The organism is Micromonospora sp. IBSANI012 (assembly GCF_052814045.1).
Genome location: NZ_CP199933.1, coordinates 3,209,265 through 3,227,531 on the forward strand (window position 1 = coordinate 3,209,265; position 18,267 = coordinate 3,227,531).

Consider the following 18,267-nt stretch of genomic DNA (forward strand, 5'->3'; position numbering starts at 1 on the left):
TCAGTCCCCGGCGCGGGCGGTGCGGTCCAGGGTGTAGCGGCGTTGCAGCAGCAGCGCCGCGAGCATCGCCGCGGCGGGCAGCAGCCCGAAGCCCCAGCGGATCGCGTCCAGCGCCGCCTCGGGCTGGGTGACGCTCTGCCCGGCGGCGGAGGCGACGAACCCGCCAGCGGCCAGGCAGAGCGCGTACGCCCAGGGGCCCAGCGCCGCGCCGGTGGCCTCGGTGGCCGTCCACACCCCGGTGTAGGTGCCGGCGGCGCCGCTGCCGGCGCGGATCACGTCGGGCACCATCGAGAACGGCAGCAGCTGCATGCCGGCGAACGCCACCCCGAGCACCGCCACCGCGGCCACCAGCACCGGCAGCCCCGCCGGCCGGCCCACCGCCAGCACCAGCGAGCCGGCCGCGAACGCGCCCTGGGCGCCCAGCAACGCCCGCTGCTTGCCGACCCGGCGGGCCACCGCCAGCCAGCCGGGGGTGACCAGCAGCGCCGGGGCGACGAACGCGGCCACCAGCACCGTGGTCAAGCCCGGGCGGCCCAGCTCGTACTCGGCGTAGTAGGGCACCCCCGCCAGCACCAGGTGGGTGGTGGTGGACATGGCCAGGTAGGCGGCGACGAGCCAGCGGAACTGCCGGTCGCGCAGGGCGGCGGCGAGCGCCCGCCAGCCGCCGGCGTGCGGGGCGGTGGCCGCGGCGGCGGCCCGGCGCAACCGGGCGATGCCGGCGACGCCGACCAGCATGGCGGCCAGCATCCCGGCGGCGAGCAACACGCCCATCCGCTGGTAGCCGCCGCGGGTGGCGGCGTCCCCGCCGGCCAGCAGCGGGGCCAGCAGACCGGAGACGAGGATGCCCAGCGTCAGCACCACCATCCGGAAGGCCATCAGCCGGGTCCGCTCGTGGTAGCCGATCCGCAGGTCGGCGGGGGTGGCCAGGTAGGGGACCTGGTAGGCGGCGAAGAGCAGGTTGCCGGCGACGAAGAACACCGCCACCCAGGCGGCGGCGGCCGCGCCGGTCAGTCCGCCGGGCACCGCGAAGAGCGCCGCGAAGGCGACCGGCAGGGCGCAGCCGAGCAGCAACAGCCGCCGCCGGTCGCCGCGGCGGGCCTGTTCGACGTCGCAGCGGTGCCCGACCCACGGGTGCAGCAGCACGTCGGCGACCTTGGGCAGCAGCAGCGCCAACCCGGCCAGCCAGGGCGCGACGGCCAGCACGTCGGTGAGGAAGTAGAGCAGCAGCAGGCCGGGCACGGTGACCCAGATGCCCATGCCGAGCGAGCCGGCGGCGAAGCCGAGCAGCGGACCACGCGGCAGGGCCGCCGCCTCCGCGCTGGTCGGCTGCTGGTCGAGCCCGGTCATGCCGCGTCTCCTCCCGGCCAATCCAACGGATGCTGGATTGTAGGGGCACAATGGCCGGCATGACCATGCCCCGACGCCGCCCGGGCCGTCCCCGCCGAGACGAGACCCGGCAGACCCGTGAGGTGGTGCTCGCCGCGGCGACCGAGCTGTTCGCCCGGCGCGGCTTCGACGCCGTCGGGCTCCGGGAGGTCGCCGCCGCCGCCGGCGTCGACGTGGCCACGGTCTCGCACCACACGGGTACGAAGGCGCAGCTCTACGACGCATGCTTCGCGCGGGTCTTCGCGGCCGAGCGGGCGGCCCTGGAGGACGCGACGGCACGGGCCCGGACGGCTCTGGAGGCGGGGCCGGGCGAGGCGCTGCGGGCACTGCACGAGCTGGTCGACGTGTTCGTGGACTTCCTGGAGGACCGGCCGGAGACCACCGCGCTGTGGCTGCGCCGCTGGTTGGAGCCGCAGCGCCACGCCGAGCTGGACGAGCGGTACGCGGCGCCGCTGTACCGGCTGGTCGCCGAGCTGCTCACCGCCGCCGCGGCGACCGGCGCGCTGACCGAGCCCACCCCGCACGTCACGGTGCGCAGCCTGGTCTGGGCGGTGCACGGGCACGTGGTGGCCCTGGCCGCCGGCGGCGGATCGCAGGCCCGCGAGCGCCGCGAGTTCCGCGCCTTCGTGCACCGCTTCCTCGACGGCCTGTACGGCTCTTGACGCGTGGCCCCACCCACGACCATTATCCGACAGTCGTTGGATTTGGCGGGGGAGGGGAGGCGGGGATGGGCGCACCACCGTCAGTGGCGGTGATCGGGGCGGGCGCGGCCGGGCTGGCCGCCCTCAAGGCCCTCGCCGACGCCGGCGTGCCCGCGGTCTGCTTCGAGGCCGGCGACCGGGTCGGCGGCCTGTGGGTCTACGGGTCGCCCGGCTCACCGGCGTACCGGACGCTGCACCTGAACACCAGCAGGAGGCGGACCGAGTTCGCCGACCACCCGATGCCGGCGCACTGGCCCGACTACCCCGACCACACCCGGGTCGCCGGTTGGCTCGCCGACTACGCCGACCGGTTCGGCCTGCACGAGGCGGTACGGCTGCGGCACACCGTCGACCGGGTCGTCCCCGAGGCCGGCGACCGGTGGACCGTGCACGCCGACGGACCCGACGGGCCGGTCAGCGTCACCGTGGCCGCCGTGGTCGTCGCCAACGGGCACAACCGGGTGCCGAAGTCACCGGTCCCGCCGCCCCCGGGCACCTGCACCGCCCGGCAGCTGCACAGCCACGCCTACCGCGGGCCGGAACAGCTCGCCGGCCGGCGGGTGCTGGTCGTCGGCGGCGGCAACTCCGCGATGGACATCGCCGTCGACGCCTCGTACGCCGCCGCGCGCACCCTGCTGTCGCTGCGCCGCGGCGTGTGGGTGGTGCCCAAGCACCTGCTGGGCCGCCCGTCGGACACCCTCAACGGGGCGCTGGCCCGCCGGCTGCCGTGGCGGCTGCGCCAACGGATCAGCCAGACCATGCTCACCGCCACCGTCGGACCCCCGACCCGCTACGGCCTGCCCGCCCCCGCTCACGGCTTCCTCCAGGACCACCCCACCCTCTCCGACGGGCTGCTGTCCCGCCTCACCCACGGCGAGATCGAGGTACGGCCCGGCGTCGCCGGCTTCGACGGCGACCGGGTCACCTTCACCGACGGCCGCGCCGACGAGGTCGACCTGGTGGTCTGGTGCACCGGCTACCGGGTGGACCTCCCGTTCCTGGACCCGGCGCTGCTCGGCGACCAGCCGGACGCCCTGCCGCTGTACCGGCACGTCTTCCACCCCGACGTGCCCGGCCTGGCGTTCGTCGGGCTGATGCAGTCCACCGGGGCGGCGTTCCCGCTCGTCGAGGCGCAGGCCCGGCTGGTCGCCGCCCAGCTCGCCGGCACGTACGCGCTGCCCGACCCGGCCCGGCAGCACGCCGACATCCGGGCGGAGCTGCGCGCGGCGACCGACCGCTGGGGCGACCGCCGCCCGGCGATGCGGGTCGACTTCGACGCCTACCTCGCCCAGCTCGCCCGGGAACTCGACGAGGGCACCCGCCGGGCCGCCGCCACCACCCGGGTGCCGGCGTGAGCGGGCTGGCCGGCCGCCGGGCGGTCGTCACCGGCGCGCACGGCACCTTCGGCCGGCAGCTCTGCGCCGCGCTGCACGCCGCCGGGGCGCGGGTCGTCGGCGTCGACCGCTACCCGGGCGTGGCCGCCGGGGTGCCTGTCCTCGGCTGCGACCTGACCGACCCGGCCGCCGTCCCGCCCGCCGTACGCGCCGTCGTCGACCGCCTCGGCGGGCTGGACCTGCTGGTCAACAACGCCGGCGTCGGCGGTCCCGCCCCGGCGGAGCTGCCCCCCGACGAGACCGTCCGCCAGCAGTTGGAGGTGAACCTGCTCGCCGCCTGGCGGACCACCGCCGCCGCGCTGCCCGACCTGGTCGCCGCCCGCGGTCGGGTGATCTTCGTGGCCAGCCGGATGGCGGTGCTGCCGCTGCCCCTCGCCGCCGCGTACGGGGTGAGCAAGCGGGCCCTGGTCGCCTACGCCGACGCGCTGCGCCACGAGGTCGGCACCCACGTCGGCGTCAGCGTCGTCTACCCGAGCATGGTCGCCTCACCGATCCACGACAGCACCGCCGAGGCCGGTCTGTCGCTGGGCGGGGTGTCCCGGATGGAACCCGTCGAGGGAGTGGTGGCGGCGATCCTGCGGGCGGCCACCGCCCGCCGGGCGCCCCGCGACGTGGCCACCACGACCCGGGGCCGGCTGGAGATGGCCCTCGCCCGGCACGCGCCCGCGCTGGCCGACCGGATGGTGCGCCGTACCGTCGCCGGCCGGATCGCCGCCGGTGACCTCGACGCGGCGCCGCTGGCCGCCGGGATGGTCCGCCGGCACCGCGACGCCACCGGCTAGCGTGTGCCGCTGCGCGCCGGTGGGTGGCGAGCCGACCGGGGTGGGCTGGTTCGCCCCGGACGACCTGCCGGAGCTGGACGAGTGGGCGCGGCTGCGCATCGACACGACGCTGCGCGAGGACGCCCCGACCTGGCACGCGCGGCCCGGCGAGCGGCACCCGGCGTTGCGCCGACCCGACGCCCTCTGAGGCCCAGTGCCGACCTGGCGGCCGGGACGGGTCAGCCGGTGGCGACGGCGGCCCGGGAGCGGTCGGCGGCGATGCGCACCGCGAGGCCGGCCAGCACGCTGCCCATCACGTACCGCTGCGCCCGCGCCCAACCCGGCCGGCGGACCAGGAACGCCGACACCGAACCGGCGGTCAGCACGATCAACGCGTTGACCGTCAGCGCGATCACGATCTGGGTCAGCCCGAGCAGCAGGCTCTGCACCGCCACGTGGCCGCGCGCCGGGTCGACGAACTGCGGCAGCAGCGACACGTACAGGATGGCGATCTTCGGGTTGAGCAGGTTGGTGACCAGGCCCATGGTGAACAGCCGGCGCGGCCGGTCCGGCGGCAGCGGCGTCGGGGTGAACGCCGATTGCCCGCCCGGCCGCAGCGTCCGCCAGGCCAGCCACAGCAGGTACGCCGCGCCGGCCAGCTTCACCGCCGTGTACAGCGGCGGCACCAGCACGAAGACCGTGGCGATGCCGGCCACCGCGGCGGCCAGGTAGACCAGGAAACCGACCGCCACCCCGAGCAGGGAGACCAACCCGGCGCGGCGGCCCTGGGTCACCGACCGGGACACCAGGTAGACCATGTTCGGCCCGGGCGTCAGCACCAGACCGAGCGCCACCAGACCGATCCCCACCAGCGCGCCCACCGTGACCATCGCCGCACCGCCCTCCCCGTGCCCGCCCCGACCCTACGCCGGGAACCACTGCGCCGTGCGCACCGCATCTTTGCGCCGGCCCGTTCAGCGGTGACACTGCTGTGATGTCCGTCGTCCTGCGGGTGCCCGCCACCACGTCCACCGTAGAGCTGGTCCTGCGCCCGTGGCGCGACGACGACGTCGACGCGCTGCTGGAGATCTACCGCGATCCGGAACTGCGGGCGCGCACCCGGCGCCCGGTGCGCACCGTCGCCGACGCCCGCCGCTGGGTGGCCCGGCACCGGCAGGGCTGGGCGGCCGGCCGCCGCTTCTGCTTCGCCGTCTGCGAGGCGGACCCGGTCGACGGCGGGCAACGGCTCGTCGCCTGCGTGGTCCTCAAGGACGTCACGCCGGGACGGCCGGACGCCGAGGTGGGCTACTGGACGGCCGCGGCGGCCCGGGGCCGCGGGGTGGCACCGCGCGCGGTGGACGCGGTGAGCCGCTGGGCGTTCACCCGCTTCGCCGCCACCGGACTGACCCGGCTGGAGCTGCTGCACGAGGTCGACAACCCGGCGTCCTGCCGGGTGGCGGAGAAGAGCGGATACGCGTTCGTGGAGGTGCTGCCCGCCCGGCCGCCGTACCCGGGTGACGGGCATCGCCACGTGCGCCGGCGGGACTGACCTCACCCGCCCAGCAGGAACAGCACCCCGGCGACGACCAGACCGGCCTCGACCAGCAGCACGAAGACCCGGTCGCCGAGCCGGGCCATGATCCGCCGCCCGACGGCCGCGCCGAGCAGGGTGGCCGGGGTCATCGCCGCACCGAGCAGCAGCACCTGCCGGTCCAGTAGGCCGCCGACGGCGTACCCGGCGGTCTTGGCCAGGTGCAGGGTCAGCGCGCCGGCCGCCTCGGTGCCGACGTACGCGCCGCGGGTCAGCCCGTACGCCAGGAAGAACGGCGCAGTCAGCGGCCCGACCGAGCCCAGCAGCGCCGAGCCCAGGCCGGACGCGGCGCCGACCACGGTGAACGTCCACTGCCGGGGGCGCCCCGGCCGGGGCCCGAGCCGCCGCCAGGCCACCGCCGCCAGCAGGAACACCCCCAGCAGCCGCTTGAGCGCGGCCAGCGGGGCGTGCGCCAGCAGCAGCGCCCCCGCCAGGGCGAACGGCACCGCGCCGAGGGCGAACCGGCCCACCAGCGGCCGGCACAGCTCGCGGCGGTTGAGCCACACCCGGGCACCGTTGCTGGACAGCTGCGCCAGGGTGAGCACCGGCACCGCGACCCGCAGCCCGAACAGGGCGGTGAAGACCGGCAGCAGCAGCACGCCGCCGCCGAAACCGGTCACCGCCGACAGCAGCGCCAGGCCGAAGGCGGCCGCCGAGGCGACCAGCAGGGTCTCGACCGGGCTCACGCCGCCGGCGTGGCGGGCGGGCCGAGCAGCCGCAGCAGCAGGCGCGGCTCCCCGGGCCAGGCGGCGAGCAGCACCTCACGCGGCACCTGCCGGCCCGCGTAGCGCAGCGCGAGCGCGACCACCACGATGTCGTCCAGCGGGCCGATCACCGGCAGGAACTCCGGGATCAGGTCGATCGGGCTGGCCAGCCAGAGGCCCGCCACCACGATGGCGATCTTCGCCTTGCGGGGGACCCGGGGGTCGGCGCGCAGCCGTCGTACCGTGGTCAGACAGTCGGGAATGAACGCGGCCAGGTCGCGCAGGATGCCCGGCGGCAGCCGCCGGGCCAGCAGCACCAGCAGCGCCCAGCTGGCCAGCAGGCAGGCCACCGCCACACCGAGCCCGATCAGCCAGTCCCGCACGCTGCCTCCTCCGCCCCGCGTCGACCCTGCCGGGAATCTACGCCCCGCCCGCTGCCACCGCCCGCCGGCGGGGAATGCCCGGCCGCGCCGGGGCGCTGAACCTCGGCGGTACGGCGGATACCGTGGTTCGGGGAGGTGGGCGACGTGAGCAACGCGTGGGAAGCGGCGGTCGAGGCGCAGATCCGTACCGCCGTGGAGCGCGGCGACTTCGACAACCTGCCCGGCATGGGCAAGCCGATCCCGGGCCGCGGCGCCCCCTACGACGAGTCGTGGTGGATCAAGAGTTTCCTGGAGCGGGAGGCCCTGCCCAGCGATCTGCTGCTGCCGACGCCGCTGCAACTGCGCCGCCGGGTCGAGCAGGTTCCCGACGAGGTCCGTGACCTGCCCACCGAGGAGTCCGTCCGGGCGTACGTGGCCGCGCTGAACACCGAGATCGTGGCCTGGATGCGCACCCCGACCGGCCCGCGGGTGGTGGTCCGGCCGGTCAAGGTCGACGAGACGGTACGACGCTGGCGGGCCGACCGGGAACAGCGGTCGGCGGCTGTCGTGACCGCTGCCACCGAGCCGGCGACCACCACCGGCCGGCCGGCCCGGCGCCGCCGCTGGCGTTTCCCGTGGCGGCGCTCGCGCTGACCGGACCGCCGTCGCGGGCGCCCACCACCCCCGAGCCGGTGGCCGCCCGCGACGACGATCAGGCCCCCGGCGCCGCGGACTGCGGGCGGGCGGCCGGCAGCAGCAGCGCGGGCAGCGCCGCTAGCAGGGTGAAACCCAGCACCCACCAGAACGTCGAGGCGAACGCCGCCGCCCGGACGCCCGGGTCGAGGCCCGCCGCGGCGCCCTTCCCGGCGAGCTGCTGGAAGATCCGGATCGCGCTGGTGGCCCGGGGGATCGCCCGGGCGGCCAGGCCCCGGTACGGGCTGGCCAGCACCGGCACGATGGTGGCGCCCATGCCGACGCCGCTGACCAGCAGCGCGGCGCCGAGCAGCGACTGACCGCCTGCCGTGAGCGTCCGCACCATCCGTCGGCGGCGCTCGGACGTCCGCCCCCGTCACGGTCGATCAAGCCGACGCTGCTTCGAACCTCCGCAGCCCCGCCCCAGGACGGTGTGTGGCGGTTTACCGAATAACCGGTAATGACAATGCGGTAATCGGCCCGGACATAACGGGCAAAATCGCGATGCATCATAATGTCTGTTCTGTTGATTCCTACTGGAGCGATAGGTTTTTGGCGTACGGCGGAGCAGAGTCACGCCAGCGACGTTCCAGGCCGGTCCACAGAGCTGGGGTACGGCACGAGCCGGGCCACCGCTTGCTTCGCTGCGGTGGCAGACTGCACCGATGATCGACGAGGCAGGTGACGAGGATGCCCTGGACCGCAGCGATTTCGTTCCGGCCGAGGGCGGTGAGTGGCGTGGGCTGTTGTTCGAGAACCCGACGCTAGGACTGGCACCGCAGCTGACCTGGAGCTTCCACTTCCCCTTCCAGCCGGTGTCACGCGATCATGGGAGCAGCCCACTCACCCTCGACCTCGAGTGGCTGCCGATCCAGGCGGACGGGTGGCGCAGCATGGCAGGCCGGAGCGCCAGCAGCTCACGATTCGCAGAGCCGGGCGAGGCCAGCGTCTACTACTTCGCGCACCACCGCTATGACGCGATCGACCTGCAGATACTGGAGCAGCGCGACCTGGCCATCCAGGTCCGGACGAACGTGTCCGGTGACCTGGACGGCCTGGGAGTCGAATCGGTCGCCGCAGACGCGTGGTTGCACTTTGCCGGCATCACCGTGTCGCTGAGCGACACGGTGACCGCCGACGCGGCCCTCGCTCGGCTCAGCGAATTCAGCGACATCACCGGGCTGACGCATGTCGCCGTTCCCAACGGGATCCACTTCCGGTTCGCTCCCTCCGGCCCCGTCGAATAGGTGCGGCGGTGCGCAACGCGGAGTTCACCGATCCTCGCCTCGTCGCGGTCTACGACGTCGAGTGCCCGTGGGGCCCCGACGACGACTTCTTCCTCACCGAGGTCGGCGTCGACCCGGCCCGGGTGCTGGACTTCGGCTGCGGCACCGGCCGCCTGGCCCTGGCCCTGGCCGCCGCCGGGCACACCGTCACCGGCGTCGACCCGGCCCGCGCGTCACTGGACGCGGCGCGCGCCAAGCCCGGCGCGGACCAAGTCACCTGGATCGAGGGTGGCGCGGAGGTGCTTCCCAGCGGGGCGTACGACGTGGCGGTGATGACCAGCCACGTGGCGCAGTTCGTGGTGGACGACGACGAGTGGCGGCGGGTCCTCGCCGCGCTGCGTCGGGCGCTGCGTACGGGTGGCCGGCTGCTCTTCGACTCCCGGGATCCGGCCGACCGGCGCTGGGAGCGGTGGAACCCGATCGACTCGCACCGGTCCGTCCACCTGCCGGACGGCTCCGTCGTGGTCACCTGGACCGAGGTGACCGACGCCCGGGACGGCGTCGTGCGGTTCACCCGTCACTTCGGCTTCGCCGGCGGCGAGCTGCGCGGCGACGCGGTGCTGCGGTTCCGTACCGAGGGGGAGTTGCGGAACTCGCTCGGGCAGGCGGGTTTCCGGGTGCAGCGGATCCACGGCGGCTGGCAGGGGGAACCGGTGGGTGCGGGGAACGACGGCGAGTTCGTGGTGGTGGCGACGGCGGTCTGACGGCCCCCGGCGGTACCCCGCTCCCATGGTGACCGCTCGGGTGTGTGCCGCGCTGTCCCGGATCGGTCACGGTTCGGCACCGTCGAATCCGTTTGGCGTCGCGGCGGGGCTGCGGTTAGCTTTGCCCCGATGCTGATCAGAGAGTTCACCGACGCCGACTGGCCGCAGGTGTGGTCGATCGTGCGGGAGGTCGTCGTCGCGGCCGACACCTTCGTCTACGACCCGGGGCTGACCGAGGAGTCAGCACGCGCCATGTGGGTGGAGGCGCCGCCGGGGGTGACCGTGGTCGCCCTGGACGGTGACCGGGTCCTCGGCACGGCGAAGATCGGCCCGAACAAGCCCGGGCCGGGCGCGCACGTCGCCACGGCCAGTTTCATGGTGTCCGCCGACGCGCGGGGTCGCGGCGTCGGCCGGGCGATGGTCGAGTACGCCCTGGACTGGGCCCGGCAGGGGTACGCGGCGATGCAGTTCAACGCGGTGGCCGAGTCCAACACGTGGGCGGTGGAGCTGTACCGACGGCTCGGGTTCACGGTGATCGGCACCGTGCCGGAGGCGTTCGCGCTGCCCGACGGCAAGCGGGTCGGCCTGCACATCATGCACCGCTTCCTCTGAGCCCTGCGGGAGACACCCGTGCGCTGCGGGAGACACCGCGCGCCCTGCGGGGGACACCCGCGCGGGCGCGGCGGTGCCAGGATGGGCCGATGAGCGATGAGCCGATCGACCTGGCGGTGGCGCTGGCCGGTTTCGACCAGCTGTGGAGCCCGCGGATCGTCACCCGGGTCAACGACTACGACGTACGGATCGCCAAGGTGGCCGGGGAGCACGTCTGGCACGTCCACGAACACACCGACGAGTTCTTCCTGGTGCTCGACGGCGAGCTGCGCATCGCGCTGCGCGACGGCGACGGCGAGCGGACGGTGGTGCTGCCCCGCGGCGCCGTGTACGTGGTGCCGCGCGGGACGTCGCACCGGCCGTCCTCGGTGGACGGGGCGTCCATCCTGATGTTCGAGCCTTCCGGCACGTCCAGTGTCGGGGACCGGCACGACGAGATCCCCGAGCACGTGGACGCCACCACCGGCCACGCGCTCTGACCGGTCAGCCCACCGCCGCCCCGGCCCGCTCCGGCTCCGGGGCGGCGGGCCAGGCCAGCCGCCGTACGCCCGGCACGGCGGCGGTGCCGGCGCAGGCGAGCGCGACCAGCAGCGCCGCCCCGGCCAGCGGCGCGGACGCGCCCCAGGCTCCGGCGGCGAGCGGGGCGACGGCGTAGCCGATCGGCATCGCGCCCAGCGACATCAGCCAGTCGTACGAGGTGACCCGGGCGAGCACCTCGGGCGCGAACTGCCCCTGCACCACGGTCTCCCAGATCGGGTTGAGGAAGCCCAGCGCGGTCAGCGCGAGGCAGTACGCGGCGATCACGGCCGGGGCGGGCGCTGCGGCGGCCAGCAACGCCAGCGGGACCGCGTACGTGGCCAGGGCGAGGTTGCCGACCAGGACGGGCCGGCGGGGCCGGAACCGGCCGGCTGCCAGCGAACCGGCCAGCATGCCGACGGCCCCGCCCTGGAGCATGAGCACCCACACGCCCTCGCCGCCGAGGCGGTCGACGGCGACCGCGGGGCCGAGGGTCATCAGCACGGCCGCGGCGCCGTTCCACACGCCGTGCCCGACCAGGCTGGTCCAGTACCAGTCCCGGGCGCGCACCTCCCGCCAGCCGCGCATCAGGTCGGTGCCGAGGGAGCGGTGCGGCACCGGCACGTGCCGGACCCGGATCGCGGCCACCAGCAGGGCGCTGACAGCGAAGGAGATCCCGTCGAGGACGAACGCCCAGCCGGGGCCGGCGGCCCAGATCAGCAGGCCGGCCAGGGCGGGGCCGGCGAGCCGGCTGGCGTTGGCGGTCACCCCCAGCAGGGCGTTGGCGCGTTGCCGCCCGTCGGCCTCGACGGTGCCGGCGACCAGCGGCGCGGCGGTGGGGATGGCGAAGGCGGAGGCGGCGCCGCCGACCGCGGCGGCCACCGCCACGTGGGTCAGCGAGGGGACGTCGGCGAGTAGTTGCACCCCGACCACCAGTTGGGCGGCGCAGCGCACCAGGTCGGTGGTCACGGCGACCCGTTGGGCGTGGAACCGGTCGGCCACCACGCCGCCCAGGGGCAGCAGGAGCAGCCGGGGGACCATGGCGCAGGCCAGCACCAGGGCCAGCGAGCCGGTGGAGCCGGTCGCGCGGAGCACCGCCAGGGCGAGGGCGACCGGTACGACCGCGTCACCCAGGCCGGAGACGGTACGACCGAGGAAGAGCAGCCGGAAGGAGCGTACGCGGAGAGGATGAGTCACCCCGCCAAGCTATTTCGACGTCGAACATTTCGTCAACGAATATTTAGCTGTCGACGTACAGTGGCCGACATGACCGCACGCGACCGCACCGATCGGCACATCGAGCGCTGGCTGCCCGTGCTGCCGGAGCTCGACCCCGACGTCGAGGGGGCGGTCACCCGGATGTCCGGCTTCACCCGGCACCTGCGTACGGTCAAGGACCGCTCTCTGGCCGAGCTCGGCCTGCCCGCCCACGAGTACGACACCCTGCACGCCCTCGCCGGTCGGCGCGGCCGGGCCACCCCCGGCGAGCTGGCCGACGACATGGCGATGGCGCCCGCCTCGGTGACCGCCCGGGTCGACGCCCTCGAGCGACGCGGCTTCGTGCGGCGCATGCCGTCGACGGTGGACCGGCGCCGGGTCGACGTGGAGCTGACCGAGGCCGGGCACGCGGCCTGGCACGCGGCGATCGAGGTGATCGGCCAGGAGGAGCACCGCCTGCTCGGCGTGCTCACCCCGGACGAACGCCGACTCCTGGCCGACCTGCTGCGGCGGGTCTCCCTGCACGCGGAAGGCACCACCGGCTGAGCCGGCCGGGAAAACGCCTGGCGTCGCCGGTGAGCCGGCTGGCAGGGTGGCCGGCATGACGGCCCAGGCTCTGGCGGGCGCCCTCGCCGACGACGTACGGCGACAGGTCTTCGCGGCGATCGTGCTCGGCGCCGCCGACGCGACGGCGGTAGCGGACCGCACCGGTCTGCCGACCCGGCAGGTGGTCACCGCGCTGCGGCGGCTGGTCGAGGCCGGGGTGATCGCCGACGCGGGCGGTGACCTGCGGGTCGACGCCGACCGGTTCCGCGAGGCCGCGCGGACGCCGACACCGGACGCCGCCGCGGAGGAACCGGCGGACCGGGTGCTGCGCACCTTCCTGCGCGACGGGGTGGTGGTGCGGCTTCCGGCGCAGCGCGGCCGGCGGCGGGTGCTGCTGGCCCACCTCGTGGCCGCGTTCGAGCCGGGCGTGCGCTACCCGGAACGGGCGGTCGACGAGATCCTGCGGCGCTGGTGCGACGGCGGCGGCTCGGATCACGTGACCCTGCGTCGCCATCTGGTCGACGAGCAGTTGCTCGCCCGTGAGCAGGGGATCTACTGGCGCATCGGGCCGTGACCGTCCGGCGCGCAAACCATCCCGTGCCGGACGGTGTTGTTAGCCTCGGGGCATGACCTCGCGCTCGCCCGGTGGCTCACCCGACCTGATGTTCCTGCTCTCCTGGGCGAGTCACGCGCTGATGGCGGAGCACGCCGCCGGCCTGGCCCGGCTGGGCATCTCCCCGCGCGCGCACTGCGTGCTGCTCAAGGCCCGGCCCGGGGGGCTCACCCAGCGGCAGATCGGCGAGCTGTGTGGGATCGACAAGACCACCATGGTGGTGACCCTGGACCAGTTGGAGGGCGCCGGCCTGGCCCGACGCCTGCCCTCGCCGAGCGATCGGCGGGCGCGGCTGGTCGAGGTGACCCCGGAGGGGGAGAAGGTCCTCGACGAGGCGCAGGAGATCGCCGGCCGGATCCAGCAGGACGTGCTGGCCACCCTGCCCGAGGCCGACCGCGCCGTGTTCCTGCGCTCGATCAGCGCTCTGGTCGGCGGCCGACTCGCCGGCGGCGGGGCCTGCGGCGTCCGCCCCACCTGCTAGTCCCGAGCCAGATAGTTCCGGACGAGACTATCTGGTACGGTCGCACCTGTCTGGTTCCCTGACCGAGGAGCACGCATGACCGCGACCGCGCATCCCACCGCCACCACCCCGTCCCTGCGCCGCCGCGCCCTCGGCGTGGCCGTCACCGTTCTGACCTGCGTCGTGCTCTGGACCGTGGGCGCGGTCGCCGGGGTCGACTACACCGTCGAAAACCCCGGGCAGCCGGCGTTCGTCGTCGGCGTCGTGCCGGTCATCGTCTTCTCCCTCGGCTCGGCGCTGGTGGGCTGGGCCGGACTGGTCCTGCTGGAGCGCTTCGCCGGCCGGCGGGCCACCGTCGTCTGGATCGCGCTCGCGGTGCTGATCGCCCTGCTCTCCCTCGTCCCCGTCGTCGCTACCGAGGCCACCACCGGCGCCAAGGTGATGCTGGCGACGATGCACCTGGCGGTCGCCGCGGTGCTGATCGCCTTCCTGCCACGGCGCGCCCGCTGACGACGACCGACGGCTGACGGCGGCGTCCCCGCTCCGGGGGGCGCCGCCGCCGTGTCCCCGGCCAGGTCTCGTCGTCGGCGGAATTGCGTTGACCTGGGCGCGAGGATCGACGGGTGCGCACCACTGATCCGAGCACCTGGACGCTGACGCCGGCCCGGCCCGCCGACCCCGACGCGGCGGATCTGCTGTGGCGGTACTTCGAGGAGATCGTCCGCCGCTACCACCGCCGGCCCGTCCGGCCCGGCGAGGTCGAGGCGGCGATGGCCGAATCTCCCAGCGATGACCTCGTCCCGCCGACCGGGGCTGCTGCTGGTGGCGTACCGCGCCGGCCGACCCGCCGGCTGCGCCGGTCTGCGGCTGCGGCCCGACTGGGCGGAACTGACCCGGGTCTTCGTCCACCCCGCCCACCGGGGCCACGGTGGCGGCGCCGCGCTGCTGGCCGGCGCCGAGCGGCAGGCCCGGACGTTCGGTGCCGAGCGGATCCGGCTGGACACCCGCGCCGACCTCGTCGAGGCCCGCGCCCTGTACGCCCGGCACGGCTACCTCGAGATCGGCGCCTACAACGACGACGTGTACGCCGAGCACTGGTTCGAGAAGGTCCTTTGCGAGTTGACGCCGGGCCTGCAACGCGCTAAATAGAAGAAGAGGAAGTTGAGTCGTACGGACTCAACTACGACACCTTCGGCCAGGAGACCCGAGGAGGCACGACCATGCTGATGCGTACCGACCCGTTCCGTGAGATCGACCGGCTCGCCGAGCAGCTGTTCGGCACCACCAGCCGCCCCGCCGTCATGCACCTGGACGCCTACCGCGACGGCGACCACTTCTACGCCGCGTTCGACCTGCCCGGCGTCGACCCCGACAGCATCGACTGCACCGTCGAGCGCAACGTGCTGACCGTCCGCGCCGAGCGGCGCCGCCCCACCGGCGACAACGTCGAGCTGGTCGCCGCCGAACGCCCGATGGGCACCTTCACCCGGCAGCTGTTCCTCGGCGACACCCTCGACGCCGACCGCCTCGAGGCCGGGTACGACAACGGCGTGCTGACGCTGCGCATCCCGATCGCGGAGCGCGCCAAGCCGCGCCGGGTCACCGTCACCGCCGGCAGCAGCGGCAACGGGCACAGGCAGCTCACCTCGTGACGGATTCGCCGGTGGACGCGTGCGGCGCGTCCGCCGGCGCCGGATAGATGGCGGCCATCGCGTGGGCGCTGGCCGCCATCAGCTCCCGCAGCTCCGCCGGGGCGAGCACCTCCACCTGCGCGCCCAGCTTCAGCAGCTCGGTGTGCCCGTGCCGCACCGACTCGATCGGCACCGTCGTGTGCAGCCAGCCGTGTTCGTCGGGCACGCCCGCTGCCGCCCGGGCCGCCCGGCTCATCGCCGGCGGGAAGACGTACGCCATGAACTCCAGCGCCGCGGCCGTGACCCGCACCCGGGCCTCGTCGCGGTAGACGCCGCGCTCGTACCGGTCGGTCCACTCGCGCCAGAACGCGACCAGGTCGAAGTCGGCGGGCCGGTCGAACCGCTCGTCGCGCACGGTGAGCGCCAGGACGGCCGCGACCCGGTAGGTGCGGACCTGCTCCCCGGCCCGGGCCACCAGGTACCAGCGGCCGGCCTTGAGCACCACGCCCAGCGGCGCCAGCACCCGACTGACCTCGCGGGGCCGCTTCCACCGCTGGTAGCGGACCTCGACCAGGCGCTCCTCCCAGATCGCGTCGGCCAGCGCGGTCAGGTGCGGGGTGGGTTCCGGGTCCCGGAACCAGCCGGGCGCGTCCAGGTGGAACCGCTGCCGGATCCGGTCACCCTGCTCGGCCAGGTCCGGTGGCAGGGCGGCGCGCAGCTTCAACTCGGCCGCGGTGAGGACCGCGCCGAGGCCCAGTTCCGCGGCCGGCCCGGGCATTCCGGCCAGGAACAGCGCCGCCGCCTCGTCGGAGGTCATCCCGGTCAGCCGGGTGCGGTAGCCGCCGAGCAGCCGGTAACCGCCGGCCGGGCCCCGGTCGGCGTACACCGGGACGCCGGAGGCGCCGAGCGCCTCGACGTCGCGGTAGACGGTACGCACCGAGACCTCCAGCGCCTCGGCGAGTTCCTGGGCGGTCATCCGCCCCCGGGCCTGCAGGAGCAGCAGCAGGGAGACCAGCCGGCTGGCGCGCACCCGACGACGGTAGCGCGCGCCACGGATCCGCTCGGGCGCGCCTCGTGGTCATTGGCCGCCGAGGCTGAGAGCCTTTTTCACATGCTGCGTTCTGACGTCCCGGTCCTGCCCCGCGCCTCGGCCCGGCCCGCCCTGCCGACCGGGCCGGTCGACTTCACCGAGGCGTGGCTGCGCAACCGGCGGCTGTCGGAGCACACCCGCACCGCGTACCGGCGGGACATCGCCGGCTGGCTGGCCTGGTGCGCCGCCCGCGAGCTGGACCCGCTGCACGCCAACTTCCTCGACGTCAACGCCTACGGCCGCGACCTGGAGGCCACCCTCGGCGCGCGGACCGGCCGGCCGCTGACCCCGGCGACCGTGGCCCGCAAGCTCTCCGCGCTCTCCAGCTGGTACGAGTTCCTGGTGAAGCTGCGGGCGGTGGAGGCGAACCCGGTCTCCGGCGCCGACCGGCCGCGCGTCGACCGGGACCACTCGGCCACCGTCGGGCTCACCCCCGAGGAGGTGGACGCGTTGCTGGCCGCCGCCGACACCGACACCGGCCCGACCGCCGCCCGCAACCGGGCCGCCATCGCCCTGCTCGCCGACCTCGGGCTGCGGGTGGGGGAGCTGGTCTCGCTGAACCTCGACGACCTGGGCGCCGAGCGGGGGCACCGCAGCGTGCGGTTCGTCGGCAAGGGCGGCAAGCCACGCCGTCGGGCGCTGACCCCCGGCACCGCGTACGCCGTGGACGCGTACCTGGCCGACCGGGCGGCGGCGCAGGGGGTGGGCGTGGAGCAACTCACCGGCCCGCTGCTGGCCACCGCCACCGGCGGTCGACTCGACCGGCACTCGGTGTTCCGGCTGGTCCGCCGCCTGGCCCTGGCCGCCGGCATTCCGGCGGCGGCGAAGCTGTCGCCGCACTCGCTGCGGCACGCCTTCGCCACCACCGCCCGCTCCGAGGGCGTGCCGCTGGAGGACGTGCAGGACGCCATGGGTCACGCCGACCCGCGCACCACCCGCCGCTACGACCGGGACCGGCACAACCTCGACCGGGACCCGGCGTACGCGATCTGGGCGGCGCGGGCCCGCCGCCGCGGCTGACCCGCGCCGCACCAGGAGCACGACCACCGGCGCCCCCGGTCCGGCCGGGGGCGGCGGCCGTCAGCCGCGCGGGCGGGGGCAGATGCAGAACGGCTGGCCGACCGGGTCGACCAGCACCACCCAGCGCCCGTCGCCGGGTTGGAACTCGGGCTTCGACGCGCCCGCCGCCACGAACTCCTTCTCCGCGACGGTCAGGTCGTCGACGTACAGGTCGAGGTGGTAGCGCTTGGCGGAGGCCTCGTCGGGCCAGCGCGGCGGCTGGTAGCCGTCGACCCGGCCGAACCCGATCGAGACGCCGTCGGGCCTGCTGATCATGGCGTAGTCGGCTTCGCTGTGGGTGATCTCCCAGCCGAGGACGCGATGGTAGAAGTCGGCGTGCGCGGCCGGGTCGGAACTGTCCAGGTTGACCATGGCGAGGTCGGCGGTGACTGTCATGACCGCAAGCCTGCCGCAGGTACCTGACATCTGCTGGCAGGTTCAGTCGGCGAGCCGGCGGCGGCGCTGGTTGGCATCCTTGCGCACGGCGAAGTCGTACGCGTCGGAGAGCAGTTCCGAGACCAGTTCCCGGGTCGCCGGGCCGGGGTCGACCACGCACACCCAGTGCTGCGGGGCGTAGACCGGGTGCGGCAGCAGCGTGTCGGCGCGGGTGTGGTCGACGCCGGCCGGCGGCGTCGGGAACAACGACAGGTACCGCGCCCGGGTCAGCCCGATGTTGAGCCGCCACGCCCCCGGCCGGTCCAACGCCGAGGCGGTGTCGTAGCGGTCGCCGGTCACGATCGTGGCGAACGGCAGCCATCGGTCGGCGGGCAGGTCACCGAGCGGGTCGTAGACGAGGTACGTGTCGCCGCCGCCGTCGACGGCGGTGACCCCCTCGAACGAGTCGCAGATGTGTCGCTTCATGTCGTCGGCGTCCATGGCTTCAATTTTTTCATTGAAGCTCCTTGGGAAAGTTGAGCCAGACTTCGCGCGCGGAGCCCGG

26 protein-coding genes are annotated in these 18,267 nt (G+C 74.8%); 17 read left to right on the plus strand and 9 right to left on the minus strand.

Annotated elements, in window-relative coordinates:
* On the minus strand, window positions 1–1,347 hold the full coding sequence (locus ACTWM8_RS14710; RefSeq protein WP_446214328.1) for an MFS transporter: 1,347 nt from the start codon (window positions 1,345–1,347) through the stop codon (window positions 1–3).
* Between the two features lie 65 nt (window positions 1,348–1,412).
* On the opposite strand from ACTWM8_RS14710, the gene ACTWM8_RS14715 reads away from it, so the two are divergent.
* The 4 genes from ACTWM8_RS14715 (at window position 1,413) to ACTWM8_RS14730 (ending at window position 4,450) form a co-directional block, all read left to right on the plus strand.
* Window positions 1,413–2,048, plus strand: coding sequence for a TetR/AcrR family transcriptional regulator (locus ACTWM8_RS14715; protein ID WP_446214559.1), 636 nt, complete (start codon window positions 1,413–1,415; stop codon window positions 2,046–2,048).
* Window positions 2,049–2,113: 65 nt separating this feature from the next.
* The gene (locus ACTWM8_RS14720; RefSeq protein WP_446214329.1) at window positions 2,114–3,442 is read left to right on the plus strand and encodes a flavin-containing monooxygenase; all 1,329 of its coding nucleotides are present in this window, start codon (window positions 2,114–2,116) and stop codon (window positions 3,440–3,442) included.
* Window positions 3,439–4,263: an SDR family NAD(P)-dependent oxidoreductase gene (locus tag ACTWM8_RS14725; protein ID WP_377608996.1), complete on the plus strand. Its 825-nt coding sequence runs from the start codon at window positions 3,439–3,441 to the stop codon at window positions 4,261–4,263. The genes ACTWM8_RS14720 and ACTWM8_RS14725 overlap by 4 nt, the downstream gene beginning before the upstream one ends.
* A 19-nt stretch (window positions 4,264–4,282) precedes the next feature.
* Window positions 4,283–4,450 (plus strand): hypothetical protein, encoded by a 168-nt coding sequence (locus tag ACTWM8_RS14730; RefSeq protein WP_446214330.1) that lies wholly within the window; start codon window positions 4,283–4,285, stop codon window positions 4,448–4,450.
* 31 nt (window positions 4,451–4,481) lie between these two features.
* Here the strand turns inward: ACTWM8_RS14730 and ACTWM8_RS14735 are convergent, their stop codons facing one another.
* Window positions 4,482–5,132 carry a LysE family translocator gene (locus ACTWM8_RS14735; protein WP_446214331.1) on the minus strand — a complete coding sequence of 217 codons (651 nt, stop codon included), beginning with the start codon at window positions 5,130–5,132 and terminating at the stop codon, window positions 4,482–4,484.
* 104 nt (window positions 5,133–5,236) lie between these two features.
* Between ACTWM8_RS14735 and ACTWM8_RS14740 the strand changes: the two genes are divergently transcribed.
* Window positions 5,237–5,791: a GNAT family N-acetyltransferase gene (locus tag ACTWM8_RS14740; protein WP_446214332.1), complete on the plus strand. Its 555-nt coding sequence runs from the start codon at window positions 5,237–5,239 to the stop codon at window positions 5,789–5,791.
* A gap of 2 nt (window positions 5,792–5,793) precedes the next feature.
* Here ACTWM8_RS14740 and ACTWM8_RS14745 read toward each other — a convergent pair whose 3' ends face one another.
* Window positions 5,794–6,519: a sulfite exporter TauE/SafE family protein gene (locus ACTWM8_RS14745; RefSeq protein WP_446214333.1), complete on the minus strand. Its 726-nt coding sequence runs from the start codon at window positions 6,517–6,519 to the stop codon at window positions 5,794–5,796.
* Window positions 6,516–6,920: a YkvA family protein gene (locus tag ACTWM8_RS14750; RefSeq protein ID WP_446214334.1), complete on the minus strand. Its 405-nt coding sequence runs from the start codon at window positions 6,918–6,920 to the stop codon at window positions 6,516–6,518. Before ACTWM8_RS14750 ends, ACTWM8_RS14745 begins: the two co-directional genes overlap by 4 nt.
* A gap of 144 nt (window positions 6,921–7,064) precedes the next feature.
* Here ACTWM8_RS14750 and ACTWM8_RS14755 point away from each other — a divergent pair, with 144 nt between their 5' ends.
* Complete coding sequence (locus ACTWM8_RS14755; protein ID WP_446214335.1) at window positions 7,065–7,553, plus strand: DnaJ family domain-containing protein; 489 nt, start codon at window positions 7,065–7,067, stop codon at window positions 7,551–7,553.
* A 58-nt stretch (window positions 7,554–7,611) separates the two neighbouring features.
* Here the strand turns inward: ACTWM8_RS14755 and ACTWM8_RS14760 are convergent, their stop codons facing one another.
* A complete protein-coding gene (locus tag ACTWM8_RS14760; RefSeq protein WP_446214336.1) occupies window positions 7,612–7,938 on the minus strand; it encodes a hypothetical protein in 327 nt (108 codons plus the stop codon).
* 319 nt (window positions 7,939–8,257) lie between these two features.
* Here ACTWM8_RS14760 and ACTWM8_RS14765 point away from each other — a divergent pair, with 319 nt between their 5' ends.
* The 4 genes from ACTWM8_RS14765 to ACTWM8_RS14780 all read left to right on the plus strand — a co-directional run bounded on the left by ACTWM8_RS14765 (window position 8,258) and on the right by ACTWM8_RS14780 (window position 10,673).
* Window positions 8,258–8,839, plus strand: a complete 582-nt coding sequence (locus tag ACTWM8_RS14765) for a hypothetical protein (protein WP_446214337.1) — start codon at window positions 8,258–8,260, stop codon at window positions 8,837–8,839.
* An 8-nt stretch (window positions 8,840–8,847) separates the two neighbouring features.
* Window positions 8,848–9,582 (plus strand): class I SAM-dependent methyltransferase, encoded by a 735-nt coding sequence (locus ACTWM8_RS14770; RefSeq protein ID WP_446214338.1) that lies wholly within the window; start codon window positions 8,848–8,850, stop codon window positions 9,580–9,582.
* Between the two features lie 129 nt (window positions 9,583–9,711).
* Complete coding sequence (locus ACTWM8_RS14775) at window positions 9,712–10,194, plus strand: N-acetyltransferase family protein (protein WP_446214339.1); 483 nt, start codon at window positions 9,712–9,714, stop codon at window positions 10,192–10,194.
* An 89-nt stretch (window positions 10,195–10,283) separates the two neighbouring features.
* Window positions 10,284–10,673: a cupin domain-containing protein gene (locus ACTWM8_RS14780; protein WP_446214340.1), complete on the plus strand. Its 390-nt coding sequence runs from the start codon at window positions 10,284–10,286 to the stop codon at window positions 10,671–10,673.
* Window positions 10,674–10,677: 4 nt separating this feature from the next.
* Here the strand turns inward: ACTWM8_RS14780 and ACTWM8_RS14785 are convergent, their stop codons facing one another.
* Window positions 10,678–11,907, minus strand: a complete 1,230-nt coding sequence (locus ACTWM8_RS14785) for an MFS transporter (RefSeq protein WP_446214341.1) — start codon at window positions 11,905–11,907, stop codon at window positions 10,678–10,680.
* Between the two features lie 69 nt (window positions 11,908–11,976).
* Between ACTWM8_RS14785 and ACTWM8_RS14790 the strand changes: the two genes are divergently transcribed.
* The 6 genes from ACTWM8_RS14790 (at window position 11,977) to ACTWM8_RS14815 (ending at window position 15,199) form a co-directional block, all read left to right on the plus strand.
* Window positions 11,977–12,474 carry a MarR family winged helix-turn-helix transcriptional regulator gene (locus ACTWM8_RS14790; protein WP_446214342.1) on the plus strand — a complete coding sequence of 166 codons (498 nt, stop codon included), beginning with the start codon at window positions 11,977–11,979 and terminating at the stop codon, window positions 12,472–12,474.
* Between the two features lie 55 nt (window positions 12,475–12,529).
* On the plus strand, window positions 12,530–13,048 hold the full coding sequence (locus tag ACTWM8_RS14795) for a DUF2087 domain-containing protein (RefSeq protein WP_446214343.1): 519 nt from the start codon (window positions 12,530–12,532) through the stop codon (window positions 13,046–13,048).
* 52 nt (window positions 13,049–13,100) lie between these two features.
* Window positions 13,101–13,568 (plus strand): MarR family winged helix-turn-helix transcriptional regulator, encoded by a 468-nt coding sequence (locus ACTWM8_RS14800; RefSeq protein ID WP_446214344.1) that lies wholly within the window; start codon window positions 13,101–13,103, stop codon window positions 13,566–13,568.
* A gap of 75 nt (window positions 13,569–13,643) precedes the next feature.
* A complete protein-coding gene (locus ACTWM8_RS14805; protein ID WP_446214345.1) occupies window positions 13,644–14,057 on the plus strand; it encodes a DUF6069 family protein in 414 nt (137 codons plus the stop codon).
* Window positions 14,058–14,336: 279 nt separating this feature from the next.
* Window positions 14,337–14,696, plus strand: coding sequence for a GNAT family N-acetyltransferase (locus tag ACTWM8_RS14810; RefSeq protein WP_446214346.1), 360 nt, complete (start codon window positions 14,337–14,339; stop codon window positions 14,694–14,696).
* Between the two features lie 71 nt (window positions 14,697–14,767).
* On the plus strand, window positions 14,768–15,199 hold the full coding sequence (locus tag ACTWM8_RS14815; RefSeq protein WP_446214347.1) for an Hsp20/alpha crystallin family protein: 432 nt from the start codon (window positions 14,768–14,770) through the stop codon (window positions 15,197–15,199).
* Here the strand turns inward: ACTWM8_RS14815 and ACTWM8_RS14820 are convergent.
* Window positions 15,189–16,208: a helix-turn-helix transcriptional regulator gene (locus ACTWM8_RS14820; RefSeq protein WP_446214348.1), complete on the minus strand. Its 1,020-nt coding sequence runs from the start codon at window positions 16,206–16,208 to the stop codon at window positions 15,189–15,191. The genes ACTWM8_RS14815 and ACTWM8_RS14820 overlap by 11 nt on opposite strands.
* 81 nt (window positions 16,209–16,289) lie before the next feature.
* On the opposite strand from ACTWM8_RS14820, the gene ACTWM8_RS14825 reads away from it, so the two are divergent.
* Window positions 16,290–17,288 (plus strand): tyrosine-type recombinase/integrase, encoded by a 999-nt coding sequence (locus ACTWM8_RS14825; protein ID WP_446214349.1) that lies wholly within the window; start codon window positions 16,290–16,292, stop codon window positions 17,286–17,288.
* A 60-nt stretch (window positions 17,289–17,348) separates the two neighbouring features.
* Here the strand turns inward: ACTWM8_RS14825 and ACTWM8_RS14830 are convergent, their stop codons facing one another.
* Window positions 17,349–17,723 carry a VOC family protein gene (locus tag ACTWM8_RS14830; RefSeq protein ID WP_446214350.1) on the minus strand — a complete coding sequence of 125 codons (375 nt, stop codon included), beginning with the start codon at window positions 17,721–17,723 and terminating at the stop codon, window positions 17,349–17,351.
* Between the two features lie 42 nt (window positions 17,724–17,765).
* Window positions 17,766–18,203, minus strand: a complete 438-nt coding sequence (locus ACTWM8_RS14835; protein WP_446214351.1) for a DUF6194 family protein — start codon at window positions 18,201–18,203, stop codon at window positions 17,766–17,768.
* Window positions 18,204–18,267: the final 64 nt, after the last annotated feature.